This window comes from Streptococcus fryi, from assembly GCF_053206505.1.
On record NZ_JBRUGW010000013.1, the window covers coordinates 1 to 13923 of the forward strand.

A 13923-nucleotide genomic window follows, 5' to 3' on the forward strand; every position below is an offset into this window, starting at 1 on the left:
CGAAACTTTGACAACTTTAAAAGAAGGATTTTGATTGCCTTGAACATCAAAAAGGAGAGAACCAATCTGATTCTCTCCAGATGTTAGCTTTTCATCTACCCACTACAGTTGACAAAGAGCCGATATTACTCTAACTTCTTTTGACATATTACTGATTCGCCCAATCTGCTGGATAAGTGACATAGATAGATCGAGCTTTACCATTAACAGAGAATTTGATATCACTGTCTTAATTCACCAAATGTTTCATTGTATTAAACTAATATAATTAGATTTTAGCGACACCAGAAAAACTCATCTTTAATAATAGAATCATCTTATAATCTCTAAAAACTAAACTCCAACACAATTCTTAGAGGATAAATTGTTCAAAAAGGAATATGTAAGCTCCTAAGTAAAGGATTAACAGAATAAAACTAGAAAGTTACACTGTCACATCATTTTACAATACAAGAATTTACTTAATGAGCGATGTTGAGTGCACTGGTCGATTGTCTTTTTCTGGATAAATGTGGGCAATCGCTTGGTTGACTGCTATCGGTGCTTCGCCAAAACCAGTGGCAATCAAATCAACTTTTCCAAGATAATCAGCTGCATCACCAACAGCATAAACACCTGGCATAGTTGTTTCAAAAGTTGATGATACCAGAATATTTGTCCGTTTGCTCTCCAAATCCCAGTTTTTCAAATTTTTATTAGAGGTCGCAAATCCGAAGCTCACAATAATGCTATCAAAAGGAACTTCTATCTGCTCTTCAGACTTGACTTTTTGTAACACCAAGCTCGTTGCCTTATCACCCTCTCCCTTCAATTCATAAGGAATAAAAGGTGTCAAAATATCCACTGTAGAAGCTTTCAAAGCATCAACACTATGCTCATGAGCTCTAAAAGCCTCACGACGATGGGCTATGGTCACTTTTTTAGCAATCTTTTCAAGAGCAAGTGCCCAATCCACTGCGGAATCACCACCACCACATATCAAAACTTCCTGACCAGCAAACTGATCAAGCTGACGAACATTGTAGTAAAGATTATTATCAGAATAAATAGCCTCCCCCTCAATTCCCAAAGGACGCGGTGAAAAAGCCCCGTTTCCACAAGCAATGATAATGGACCGAGATAGATGCTGTCTCTTGGTTGTCTCAAGAATAAAGATACCATCTTTGCGACTAAAAGACGTGACTTCTTCTTTCAGACAAATGGTTGTGCTCTCTTCAAAACGTTCTAACTGCTTGATGAGATTTGCCGTCAAATCAGCTCCAGAAATCTCTGGAATAGCAGGAATATCATAAATCATTTTCTCAGGGTAGAGAATAGCAGGCTGTCCCCCCAACTCTGACAAGCTCTCAATCACTTTCACCGTCATACCACGTAATCCAGCATAAAAAGCCGTAAAGAGACCAACAGGCCCCCCGCCAATGATCGTGATATCATAAATTTTCTTATCCATTTCTTCTCCTAGATGTCCTCTCCGTCAAGCTCACTCTTGATTTTAGCTAATAAGGCAGTCTCTTCATCTGATAAGGCATAATGCTCCAACAAATCTGGTCGTCGCTGATAGGTCTTTTTTAAACTTTCTTCCAAACGCCATCGACGAATATTCTCATGATGACCACTCATCAACACCTCTGGTACAAGCATGCCACGAAAATCATAGGGACGTGTGTACTGAGGGTATTCAAGCAGGCCCGATGAAAAACTATCATCTTGATGGCTTGCTTCTTTACCAATCACTTCTGGAATCAAGCGTACAGTAGCATCCACCATAGTCATGGCAGCCAGTTCACCACCTGTCAGGACAAAATCTCCAAGAGATACTTCATCTGTCACCAAGGTCTTGATACGCTCATCATATCCTTCATAGTGCCCACAAATGAAAATCAACTCTTCTTCTTGTGCCAATTCCTCAGCCAAATTCTGATCAAAACGACGACCCGCTGGGTCTAACAAGATAATACGCGGCTTTTTAGCTGCAATTTTATCAATCGTATCAAAAATCGGTTGGGCTCTTAGCAACATGCCTTGTCCACCACCATAAGGCTCATCATCGACATGCCTTGCTTTTTCTGCATTTTCTCTAAAATTATGGTAGTTAATCTCCAAAATCCCCTTGTCTTTAGCTTTACCGACAATCGAATGTTCCAACGGCGCAAACATTTCTGGAAATAATGTCAAAATATCAATCTTCATCATCCAAACCTTCTAGAACATCAACATCAACACGATTATTAGGGATATCAACCTTTAACACAACAGGTGGAATATAAGGCAAGAGTAAATCACGCTTACCTTTTTTACGCTGTACTACCCATACATCATTGGCTCCTGGTTGTAAAATTTCCTTAATTTGACCGATTAAAACATCCTCTTCATAGACATCAAGCCCAATAATTTCATGATAGTAAAACTCATCTTCTTCTAAATCTGATAAATTTTCTTCAGCGATTTTCAAGGTATGTTCTTTATACTTTTCGACATCATTAATATGGTACATTCCCTTAAATTTGATAATATCAAAATTCTTTTGTTTACGGTGACTCGCAATTTCAACATCCATAACAAACTGATCTTTACTATCAAAAAGAGCAAGGACACTCCCTTTTTTAAAGCGTTCATCTGCAAAGTCAGTCACTGATAAAACACGTAATTCACCTTGCAAACCTTGAGTATTTACAATCTTTCCAACATTAAAATATGTCATATTCTCTCCATTCCATAATCACTCTTTCATATTTTACCATGATGAGCTTGTTTTCTCAATCAAGGAAAATACTTTCCTCAGAAAACATGAAAAAAGTAGTGGTTAGCCACTACTTTTCATCAATAACAAGTCTCACTTTTTTACCTTGAGTTGGAACCGAATACACAATCGTTCTTATCGCCGTAATTGTGCGACCTTTTTTCCCGATAACTCGGCCAATATCTTGAGCATCTAAGTCAAGATGATATTCAAGAAACTCAGGCGTATCTTCAATCTTTATAGTAAATGTGTCTGGTTGTGACAACAACGGTTTCACAATAGCGATAATAAGATTTTCAATCGTGTCCATAGGCTAAATTATTTTGAGAATTTTTGCTCGTGGAATTTCTTCATAATTCCAGCTTTTGAAAGAATGTTGCGAACAGTGTCAGATGGTTGTGCACCTTTTGACAACCAGTCAAGAACGCGATCTTCTTTAACAGTGATTTGGTTTTCAGTAACAAGTGGATTGTATGTTCCAACTGTTTCGATAAAACGTCCATCACGTGGTGCACGTGAATCAGCTACGTTGATACGATAGAAAGGTTTTTTCTTAGAACCCATACGAGTTAAACGGATTTTTACTGCCATTTTTAATAATCTCTTTTCTCTTATTTTTTGAAATGGTGATAATATCAGCACTTCACTTTATCTATTATAGCATATTCTCAAAAGGTGTCAAGAAAAAATCTTGACACCTTTTGATTTTTTTAAAAGAAATCTTTTAATAGACTTCCCCCGTAAATCCAAAAATAACTGTAAGCTACAATTGATATGGGTTTGGTTAAGATGATAATAATAATAAATTTGCGATAAGTCATCTTAGTAAGACCTGTCACCATAACCAAAATATCTGCTGGGCTAACTGGTGATAACATATTTAAGATGAAAAAGCGTTCATATGTTGGACTCGATAATTTTTCTTCATAAACAGCCAACTGTTTATCTTTTACAAAAAGAAGAATAAAAGCTCTACCATATTTCTTTGTTAACGCAAATAAAATCACAGAACCAATCAGAATTCCAATATAATTCAAGAGAAAGCCTAAAATTGGTCCAAAAGCCATAAAACCAACTACTGTGGTAATCCCACCAGGAATGATTGGAACAACCACTTGGAAAATTTGCACCAAGAAAAAAATAATTGAACCTAAAAGTAACTGTTCTTTAATCATCTCAGCCAGTGCTTCTGGATTATGGAGTACATCTATCCCTCTCACCAAGTAAATCACTAAGAAAATTGATAAAACAATAGATAGAACACCCATAATTTGAAAACGTTTTTTCCATGCGTGATAACGCTCTTTTGGGCTTTTTCTACTCATAACGCAAAGCCTCTATTGGATCAAGTTTACTTGCCTTGCTGGCTGGTAAAAGACCAAAGACTATACCAATCACCGCTGAGAATAAAATACTAACAAGCGCTACATCTAATGAAATCAAGGCTTTAAAATCTGGAGCTGCGCTAGTAATAATTTTAGCTACACCAAAAGCTAAACTCAATCCAATAGCACCACCCAACATCGTTAATACCATAGCTTCAATCAAAAATTGTGTCAGAATATTACGACGTGTTGCCCCAAGTGCCTTTCTTAAACCGATTTCACGTGTCCGTTCTGTTACTGATACCAACATAATGTTCATTACACCGATACCACCTACTAGAAGAGAAATACCAGCAATCGAACCTATAATAGTAGTCATAATCCCAAACTCTTGGTTAATCATATCCAAAGTGTTGGTCAAATCAAACATAGTATACTCACCCTCTTTAAGATGAGATAATTCTGTCAATCTCATTGCAGCTTGATTGCCTAAATCAGATACTTGTAAAACATCTTCCACATGGATATACAGTGCATTATTAGCAGGCATATTAAACTCTGCTCCTAGCTGAACGTTTGTCATGATTGCATTACCTTCCGATTGAAAACCATACATGGATGAACCAGCATTAGGATCTTCGTAAATACCAACAACGAGATAGGATTTAGCACCGACCGAGACAACCTGATTTAGCGCAGCATCATTACTACCAAATAATTTGATAGCTAAGTTTGTGTCCAACATGATGATACGAGCAAAATTTTGGTAATCACTTTTAGTAAACAGACGTCCTGCTATAACCTTATATTTCTTAACGTCAAAATAAGTTTTATTAACTCCAGTAATATTAACGTTTTCAGCATCTTTTCGTCCAAAGCTAACCGTAGCTGTCGTACTATTAGTTATATAATAGCTATCAATACCATCAATCTCAGTGACAATTTGCTCCAACCATTCTTCTTTAGCCTCTGGTGCTTCATAACTAGGTGCCTCGAAAGAACCAAAAAATTCTTCTGTTTCCTCAGTTTTAGGTTGGTAATACAGTTGAACATTTTGTTGGTCTGATGTAAAACTCTCTGTGACACTAGCTTTCAATCCGTTTCCCAATGCCATGATTAAGACAACAGAAGCAACACCAATGATAATCCCCAACATGGTCAAAAATGACCGCATTTTATGCCCTAAGATAGCTTTTAGGGCGAATTTCCAATTTTCCATACTTCCCCCTAATCAATCACAACGTGATCTGTGGTATCAGTAGTCATCTCACCATCTCGAATGACAATACGTCTCGTAGCATAAGCAGCGATTTCAGGTTCATGCGTCACCATAATAATCGTTTTGCCTTCCTCATTAAGCTGAGTGAGAAGCTCCATAATTTGATTGCCTGTCTTAGTATCCAAGGCCCCTGTTGGCTCATCTGCTAAAATAATCGATGGGTTATTGACCAAGGCTCTAGCAATAGCAACACGCTGCTTTTGACCACCTGACAACTCTGAAGGTAAATGGTTCATCCGTTCCAGTAGTTCTACTTTCTCTAAAAATTGTTGTGCTAAATCACGTCGCTTAGAGACACCCATACCTGCATAAATCAAAGGTAATTCTACATTTTCCTTAGCTGTTAACTTGGCTAAAAGGAAGAATTGCTGAAAGACAAAACCGATTTCTTCATTACGAATATGGGCTAATTCTTTTTCAGAAACTTCTTCTACCGACTTTCCTGCCAAATCATATGTTCCTTCAGAAGGACGATCCAACAAGCCAATAATGTTCATTAAGGTTGATTTACCTGATCCTGACGGACCCATGATAGCAACAAATTCACCTTCATAAACCGTCAAATCAATACCTTTAAGCACCTGTAACTGCTGATCACCATTGCGGTAGCTTTTGGTAATTCCCTTAAGCCTAATGAGCTCTTTTTTTGTAGTCATTAGCAGCACCTCGTTTTCTATTGTTTCTCAGCATCCGTTTCCGACAAGTCTGTTCCCATATCATCAAAGGATTGCACATCTTTTAATTTTTGACCTTCTTTAAAGTCATCTTTAGGCATAGTGATAACCTGTTTTCCTGCTTCAAGACCTGATAAAATCTCCTGATTAATGGCATCTGCACTGCCTAATGTGACTTCTACACGATTAATTTTGTGACTTGCTTTATCATATACCCAAACAAAATGCTTGTCACCATCCGGAACAACAGCTGTCACAGGAACAAGGAGACTCTTCTTATCATTAACTACTTCAACTGATACTGTTGAACCTTGTCTTAATTCACCTAAATCACTGGTAATATCAATCTTATATTCATATGACGCAGCTCCAGTTGATGCTCCTCCTTCTCCAGAAGTTCCTTGGCTTGGATAGTTAGACACATAACTGATAGTTCCTGACCATTCTTTATCCGGATAGACTTTAGAGGTTAGTTTCACGACTTGTCCCACCTTAACATTGGCAAGATCATACTCTGTCAAACTCCCTTTAACTTGTAATTGCCCTTGACTCGTCACATGAACTAGGGTTTGACTTTGTTTAGCAGAAGGGTCAATGGTTGTGTTCGCTTCAACAACTGTTCCATCGACATCACTTAAAACCATCGTTTGATTCAAGCCTTCTTGTGCCTTATTAATAGCTAATTGCGCATCCGCTTGAGCATCATAAAGATCTTGCATTTGGTCATTATAAGTCGCTTGATCTTGTGCAGACGGCTGAACAGTCGTTGTCGTTTCTTCCCCTGTTTCCTCATCAAAACTTGTCGTTGTTGTCGGTAGATTACCATAGTTATAGAGGTGATTAATTTGACGATTAACTTTGTTTAAAGCTCGCACAGCCTGATCGTAAGTTGCCTGAGCATTAGTCGTATCATATTGGACTAATTGCTGCCCCTTAGTCACTTGATCCCCCACTTTAACAGTCAAGGAGAAATATTGGCTTTGATTACTATCGTAATAAACATATTGTTCTGACAAGGCATGGACTGTGCCAGATAGTAAAGTCGATGACGATAATGACCCTTCAACAACCTCACTGCTCGTTAGAGGCATATCATCTAATATCTCACCTGTTCCTTGGCTACCTTTGAAAAAATAGGCTGAACTCACACCCCAGATGATTAAAGACAGGGCAACAAGCCCTGATAAGATGAGAGCAATAAGCTTTTTCTTGGAAGAAAGCGTTTTAGATTGACGTGACATAAGCTACTCCTTTTGATTGTTTTTTTGTATCATTTTCATATTACAATTATAGACATTGTCCTTTTTATTGTCAAGAAAAAGGAGTAACCTTCCTATAATTATAATGACTTAACTATAGACTTATAAAGCAAGGCTGGACTTTTGCCCAACCTCTCAACTTCATTAACGAATTAACTCTTTACACTTTGATTGAAAATTATGATGATAATAGCATCATAAAGATTATTTCCTATATAGACAAGACCAATCTCGTCAAAGGAATAGGCATTCAACCTGTCGTGGTTTCCTTATAATATTTGCAGTAAGACTGGACAGGACAAACATTACATTTGGGATTTTTGGCTAAACAATGGTAGCGGCCAAAGAAGATTAAACGATGATGCGTTTGCACCCAATCTTTTTTGGGGATTTTTTTCATTAAATCCATCTCAATTTCTGCCACATCTGCGTCTTTGGCAGAGATATTGAGGCGTTTAGATACTCTTGAAACATGAGTATCCACAGCAATAGTTGGAATATGATAAATCTCTCCAAGAACAACATTAGCTGTCTTATGACCAACACCCGGTAAACTTTCCAGTTCTTTGTGGGTCTTAGGTACCTGACCATCAAAGCGCTCCAAAATACCTTGTGCTGTCAAGACGATATTCTTTGCCTTATTTTTATAAAGACCGATATTGCGTATAATCCCTTCAACATCTTCGATATTTGCAGCTGCTAAATCCTCAATCTCAGGATAACGTGCCCAAAGATTTGGTGTTACTTTATTCACTGCCTTATCTGTTGTTTGGGCAGACAAAATCACTGCCACAAGCAGTTGAAAAGGAGTTTCATAGTCTAACTCTGCCTTAGCATCAGGGAACATTTCGCCAATAATCCCCAAAACCGTTCTTAAACGTTCTCTTCCTATTCTCATCAATCACTCCAAATTGAAAATGCTGCCTCAGCAAATTCCTTCGAAACATCTAGCGTCTTGGTTTGAGAATTTTCCCTCTGAAGACGTTTCTCCTCAACCTGCCTCAATGTTTTTATTCCCTCATTATGCCAATTACGAAGAATGGCGCCAATGTAGTTTAAGTTCAATTTACGATTTAGTACAGCTACCTTCAATGCTTCCTTGATTAACTCAATCGGTGTGCCGTCTTCAGTTCGTTTTTGCAAATCCTCAATCTCGATAGGCGTTAACAAACGTCCAAATTCGCCCTCAAAGGCATTGACTAATTCCTTAAAGGCATTTGGAACAGCTGGTGGTGTTTGAGGTTGTGGTGCCAAAAGGTCATCTAATTTCTGTAAAGCTGGACTAGCATCAAAGATAACCTCCATATCACCAGCCAGTTCAATCGTTTTTACTTGTAGCAATTCCTTAGCTGTTAATTGTGAAATCGAACGATTGACCTCTGATAAGTCCTTGCCAATAGCCTTAGCAATCTGACTAGGTGCCATTTCATCAATTTTAGTCGTATTTTGCAAATAGAGAAATTGCCAAACCAAGAAATCATCACTGTTATCAAAAATCTCATGATAATGGAAAAACAAACTACTTGGTAAGACCAGATAGCCTTTTTGATACTGCTCAAAAAAAGTCATGTCCACTATACCTCCTCTCATTAGACAGCAAGTCTAACATAGTCAACAAGTATCTCTTTATTACACTTGTATAGAAAAAGGCTCTTCATTTATAATACTATTCGTCATATTATAAACGAGAGAGCCAGATTGTATCTTGCTTTTAATAATGCATTAAAACCTTGTAGTCATAGTCACCAATGGCTTCACGCCCATTAAGTTCATCCAACTCAATAAGGAAAGCACAACCAGCAACGACACCTCCTAAGCGCTCAATCATCTCAATCGTCGCTTTGACTGTACCTCCTGTTGCCAATAAATCATCAACAATAAGGACACGTTGTCCAGGTTTAATAGCATCAGCATGCATCGTTAAAGTATCTACACCATACTCCTTTTCATAATCTGCTGAAATTACTTCACGTGGTAACTTGCCTGGTTTACGGACTGGTGCAAAGCCAATTCCTAACTCGAAAGCAACTGGACAACCAACGATGAAGCCACGCGCTTCAGGTCCAACAATCATGTCAATTTGCTTATTAGTCGCATATTGCACAATTTCACGAATAGCATAACTATAAGCATTACCATCAGCCATCAAAGGACTGATATCACGAAACTCAATACCCTCTTTTGGGTAATCTTTAATAGTAGCAATATATTGTGTTAAATCCATATAACGTCTTTTTTAGTCTCCCATTGAATAGTTTTACTCTTTATTATATCATTTAAGCGAAGAGATGTCACAAATTTTAATCACATTCATTAACTAGTTGATTAACCGGTTAAGTTTTGTTATAATAAACAAATCAACAAAAGGAGAACGAAATGAATAAGAAAAAATCAATAGCCTTAGCTAGTGTCAGCCTACTCTGTAGCTTAGCATTACTAGGATGTCAATCAACACTTAATAAAGGCAACGAAAACACTAAAAAAACTGATCCAAAAGTTAGTCAACCAACAGACAAAAAAGACAATCACGATAAGCAAGAGATGGTTTACGTTGTCGCAGCTCTTTCCGAAGATGGTTACACCTTAATCGAGGGTGACCACGAACATTTTGAAACAGGGACTGTTCCTTATGATGCTTATTTCTTAGAGGATACTTTAAACAAGGACAAAGACTATAAGTTAGACATGTCTGACGTGCTCTATCAAGTCAAAACAGGTTATATTATCAAGGTCAATGATAAGGTCTATTATCACCCTAAAGAAAAAGGACTAGGAATTGTCACGCTTAAAGAAGCACGCCAATTAACGAAAAATAACCCACACGAAGAACATGATGACCATTCAGATGAGAATAAAAAAGGAAAAGGGGTCGCAGGCATCGACCATCCAACAAGCGATGGTTTCCTATTCACTGATGAAAAACAAATCAGTGGTAAAACCGATCAAGGTCTCATCATAGAACATGATGGCCACCAGCACTTTGTTTTTTATAGCGATTTGAAAGGTAGTAAATGGGAATACCTCATTCCAACAACGGTGACAGATAGCCCAAAGCCGATGACTAGCCATGCTAGCTCTTCTCAAACACACGACAACTACCAATTTAACCCTGCAGATATTGTCAGCGAAGATGCTCTTGGCTATACTGTTCGCCATGGCGACCACTTTCACTATATTCTCAAAAATAAGGTTTCAGCAGCTGTTCACAATCTTACAGCTCCTTCTGTAACAGGAACTAGCCAACCTAATATCACATTAGTAACAAAGCCCGAAAACACAATTCCCTCTACAAAAGGAATCGCAGGTATTGACTATCCCACAAGTGACGGTTTTCTTTTTGACGGGTCAGGTGTCATAGGCACAAATACCATTGGATTACTGGTTAACCATGGCGGACATATCCACGTTTTACCAAAAGAGGCTATCGCTAGCTCGCGTTGGGCTTTCTTATTAAACACTGAAACAGCTAAACCTAGCACCTCAACACCATCTACTCATAGCAGCAAACCAACTGAAACGCCAGAAGAAACGCCTACAATACCTAACTCAAAAATGCCATCACCATCGTCAGAATTGCCTGAAGTGATGAAAAAACGAGCTATTTTGGCAAAAGCTTTAAATATTGATCCAAATCGCTTGATGCTTATTGATACACCTCAAGGGAAGGCTTTTCTCTACCCTCATGAAGATCATCAACACGCCATTCTGTTGACAGATATCGATGATAATCGCATCTTTGAAACACCTGAAGAAATTGCACGTAAGGTCGAGTATATCTCTAAGGTCTATGGTGTCCCAAAAGAAGCCATCAAGGTCTCTGATACCACCTTTGCTTTCAATGACCCAAGTCATGAATTTGATCCAACCCATGTTCACCCTTATATCATTTTCAGACATATGCTCGTCATTCCTCCAGTCACTGGCGATCCAGAAACAGACTTTGAAGCTGAACTACTAGCCGTTTCAAAACGCACTGGTATTTCACCAAATAAATTGATTATTCGTGATGGCAAATTTGTCATCCCGCACGATGAGCACGACCATTTACTAAACATTCAGGCTGTAGATGGTATTGAACCTTATCTTGCTAATAAACTACCAAATATCACGGGTCCCTACCAGCAGGGAGATTTTGACAAAAATGCTGTTGAATCTGAGAGCTTACGCTTAAAAACTCTAGCAGCTGAACGTTTTGGCGAAGACAGCAAGGAATATCGTCGTATCGTCAGAACATTGAATGCTTTTAATCAAGACTTAAACGAATTAGTGACGAACTCAACAAAAGGCTACTTAGCCATGTTAGGACAATTCGAAAAACAATACCTACTCAACGAGGAAACAGATCAAGCCGATTCTGCCTTGACCGAGCGATACAACAAAGTCTTAGAGATGATTCGTGACTATGATTTCCAAAAATTACCAGTAACTAGCCAAGATATGATTGATCGCTTAAATAAAGCAAGCCAGGAAAAAGATTTACAAGCAATGGCTAATCTGCAACATATACTTGAGCAGATGACAACATTCAAATCACGAGCACAAATTACTAGTATGGAATACATTGACCACTTGCTCAGCCATGTAGAGAAAACTTATGTCCCTGAACAGCTACAAGAAGAACTAGCGCAACTTCTTTTGGAGACTTTCACGACTAATTTAGGAAGTGGTAAACGCTCACTACTAGACTTATCACTACCACTCATTGAACTTAAAATTGCACTTCAAGAGGCTAAAGAAGCTAATCAAACCTATCCTATCAGTCAGAGTGAGGCTTATCAAGGCTTAAAAGACAGTCAAGATTTCATCAACTCATTTGTTGAAGAAGTACGCGGCTTATTTACAGGTGACATGACATTCCCTGACAAAGTCACAGTGACTGACAGTTCAAGGACAAATCAAACGACTGAGGCTTATCATAAGGTTATTGACCTATTAAAAGGCATGAATGTTTCAAAAACAGGACTTAGCCAAGAAGAGTGGATGACTATGATCAATGAAGCAAGTCTTTCTAATGAACCTTATGCATTGGCTAACATTGAGCATACCCTCTTAGAGCTTAAAAAATTCCAAGATCGTCCTGGTATCACAAAAATGGAATACTTGAATCATCTCATTCAGGAATGGGATAATCCTTACCTAACTCCACAGACAAGAGATGTTTTAGCTCAAACCATTAATCGTACTTATCGTTCAGTCATTCGACGTGAAGCTATTGACAACCCTGACCTTTTAGCTAAGGAACTCATTCAGATGAGTTTACAAACAGCCAAAGACCGTCAAGCCAACAAGACCTATCCTGTTGAAGACCTATCAGCCTACAAAGAGTTCGTGGACAATCGTCCAATCATTGACAACTTCTTAGGCGAAGTCCGTGATTTCTTGAGTAAAGATTTCAATCTGCCTGACCATCTCAAAGTAAGCGAAACAGATGCTGCCGCTACGACTCTTTCTATGACAGAAACAGATGCAGATAACAAAGAAGGTTCAGAAATCTCTACTTCTGATAAGATAGCCGACAATACTACTTCCAACAGTGAACCTTCAGAGGAGGAAACCAACTCATCAAACAATGAGGTCAATACAGAGAACACAGCTGATCGCTCAAACGAAGATAAGGTTGATGAATCTGTAGAGAGTGAAGCTAATAGTGTAGCAGATAGTTCAGTAGCGCCAGAGTAAATCATGAGTTTTCTCTCGCAGGCTTAAACATTTGCCTCATTATTGCTTAATCATAACTAAAAAGCCCTTTCCTATCACAGCATTTTAAGCTGTAACTAGGAAAAGGCTTTTACTATTCTTCCCAAGAAAGCCCACGTGCTGTAAAGAAGGACTTTGCCTCCTCAACATAAGGAAACTCTCGGTGTTTTTGTTCTAAATAAGGAGCATCATGTGTATGGAGGACACCAGTTTCAAGAAGCTCTTGATAGAGGTCAAGATAAGGTAAACCGCTAGCTTTAGCTAGCTCCATTTCTTTATCACTGTCAAATGCCACTTTTCTAAAGTCAATGTGATCAATCTTGCCATCATTTAGGGTTAAAATAGTGTACTGGGCTCTTAAATCAAGCTTTAGCTTCGACCAAGCAAAATAAGGTTGACCAATAGAGCCAGGATTGATAATCAACTGCCCATGACTAGAATAGCGCAACAGCTGTTGATGAGTATGCCCATAAATAAAGACATCAACGTCTTGATTAGTACATAACTGATCAAAGACATCTTGTGAGGCATGAGGCAACAAATCACGACCATGCGGTTTATCAGGTAAGTGATGGGTTAATTGAAAAATAAGCCCCTCACGCTCTAACACCGCTTTTCGTTGCAACTTCTTAGCATAGTCTAAGAAAGGCTGCTCAGAAACCTCCATCAGATATTGAACCAATCGAGCAAAGTAAATATCAGGATGATAAGTACGATTAAACCGACCACGCAAAATACCAGAGATAAAAGCTTCCCAATTCCCACGAATCATCACTGTTAGGGGAAGTTGGTAGAGCTTATCTAACAAACGATGGTCTGCCGGCCCAGGCAAAAACGTATCCCCAAGTAGCCAATACTCATCAACCTGTTCCTGACGAGCATCTGCCAACACAGCATCAAGCGCTGTGGCATTACCATGAATATCCGATAAAAGAGCAATTTTCTGCAT

15 protein-coding genes are annotated in these 13923 nt (G+C 38.5%); 1 reads left to right on the forward strand and 14 read right to left on the reverse strand.

Annotation, left to right across the window (positions count from 1 at the left end):
- Positions 1-148: 148 nt before the first annotated feature.
- The 13 genes from ACVRZH_RS04730 to ACVRZH_RS04790 all read right to left on the reverse strand — a co-directional run bounded on the left by ACVRZH_RS04730 (position 149) and on the right by ACVRZH_RS04790 (position 9501).
- Positions 149-220: a EutQ-related cupin domain-containing protein gene (locus ACVRZH_RS04730; protein WP_447454226.1), complete on the reverse strand. Its 72-nt coding sequence runs from the start codon at positions 218-220 to the stop codon at positions 149-151.
- A 237-nt stretch (positions 221-457) separates the two neighbouring features.
- The gene (locus ACVRZH_RS04735) at positions 458-1450 is read right to left on the reverse strand and encodes an NAD(P)/FAD-dependent oxidoreductase (protein ID WP_447454174.1); all 993 of its coding nucleotides are present in this window, start codon (positions 1448-1450) and stop codon (positions 458-460) included.
- 8 nt (positions 1451-1458) lie between these two features.
- Positions 1459-2193, reverse strand: a complete 735-nt coding sequence (gene trmD, locus ACVRZH_RS04740; RefSeq protein ID WP_447454175.1) for a tRNA (guanosine(37)-N1)-methyltransferase TrmD — start codon at positions 2191-2193, stop codon at positions 1459-1461.
- On the reverse strand, positions 2180-2701 hold the full coding sequence (gene rimM, locus ACVRZH_RS04745) for a ribosome maturation factor RimM (RefSeq protein WP_447454176.1): 522 nt from the start codon (positions 2699-2701) through the stop codon (positions 2180-2182). The genes trmD and rimM overlap by 14 nt, the downstream gene beginning before the upstream one ends.
- Positions 2702-2810: 109 nt before the next feature.
- On the reverse strand, positions 2811-3050 hold the full coding sequence (locus ACVRZH_RS04750; protein ID WP_447454177.1) for a KH domain-containing protein: 240 nt from the start codon (positions 3048-3050) through the stop codon (positions 2811-2813).
- A gap of 8 nt (positions 3051-3058) precedes the next feature.
- Entirely contained in the window at positions 3059-3331 is a 273-nt protein-coding gene (gene rpsP / locus ACVRZH_RS04755; protein ID WP_447454178.1) for a 30S ribosomal protein S16, read from the reverse strand.
- A 119-nt stretch (positions 3332-3450) separates the two neighbouring features.
- Positions 3451-4065 (reverse strand): TVP38/TMEM64 family protein, encoded by a 615-nt coding sequence (locus tag ACVRZH_RS04760; protein WP_447454179.1) that lies wholly within the window; start codon positions 4063-4065, stop codon positions 3451-3453.
- Positions 4058-5284: an ABC transporter permease gene (locus ACVRZH_RS04765; RefSeq protein ID WP_447454180.1), complete on the reverse strand. Its 1227-nt coding sequence runs from the start codon at positions 5282-5284 to the stop codon at positions 4058-4060. The genes ACVRZH_RS04760 and ACVRZH_RS04765 overlap by 8 nt, the downstream gene beginning before the upstream one ends.
- 8 nt (positions 5285-5292) lie before the next feature.
- A complete protein-coding gene (locus ACVRZH_RS04770; protein ID WP_447454181.1) occupies positions 5293-6000 on the reverse strand; it encodes an ABC transporter ATP-binding protein in 708 nt (235 codons plus the stop codon).
- A gap of 17 nt (positions 6001-6017) precedes the next feature.
- Positions 6018-7259, reverse strand: a complete 1242-nt coding sequence (locus ACVRZH_RS04775) for an efflux RND transporter periplasmic adaptor subunit (protein ID WP_447454182.1) — start codon at positions 7257-7259, stop codon at positions 6018-6020.
- 268 nt (positions 7260-7527) lie between these two features.
- Complete coding sequence (nth, locus tag ACVRZH_RS04780; RefSeq protein WP_447454183.1) at positions 7528-8175, reverse strand: endonuclease III; 648 nt, start codon at positions 8173-8175, stop codon at positions 7528-7530.
- Complete coding sequence (locus ACVRZH_RS04785) at positions 8175-8846, reverse strand: DnaD domain-containing protein (protein WP_447454184.1); 672 nt, start codon at positions 8844-8846, stop codon at positions 8175-8177. The genes nth and ACVRZH_RS04785 overlap by 1 nt, the downstream gene beginning before the upstream one ends.
- 142 nt (positions 8847-8988) lie before the next feature.
- Positions 8989-9501, reverse strand: coding sequence for an adenine phosphoribosyltransferase (locus ACVRZH_RS04790; protein ID WP_447454185.1), 513 nt, complete (start codon positions 9499-9501; stop codon positions 8989-8991).
- Between the two features lie 152 nt (positions 9502-9653).
- Here ACVRZH_RS04790 and ACVRZH_RS04795 point away from each other — a divergent pair, with 152 nt between their 5' ends.
- Complete coding sequence (locus ACVRZH_RS04795; RefSeq protein WP_447454186.1) at positions 9654-12956, forward strand: pneumococcal-type histidine triad protein; 3303 nt, start codon at positions 9654-9656, stop codon at positions 12954-12956.
- Positions 12957-13068: 112 nt separating this feature from the next.
- Here ACVRZH_RS04795 and ACVRZH_RS04800 read toward each other — a convergent pair whose 3' ends face one another.
- Positions 13069-13923, reverse strand: coding sequence for a metallophosphoesterase family protein (locus ACVRZH_RS04800; RefSeq protein WP_447454187.1), 855 nt, complete (start codon positions 13921-13923; stop codon positions 13069-13071).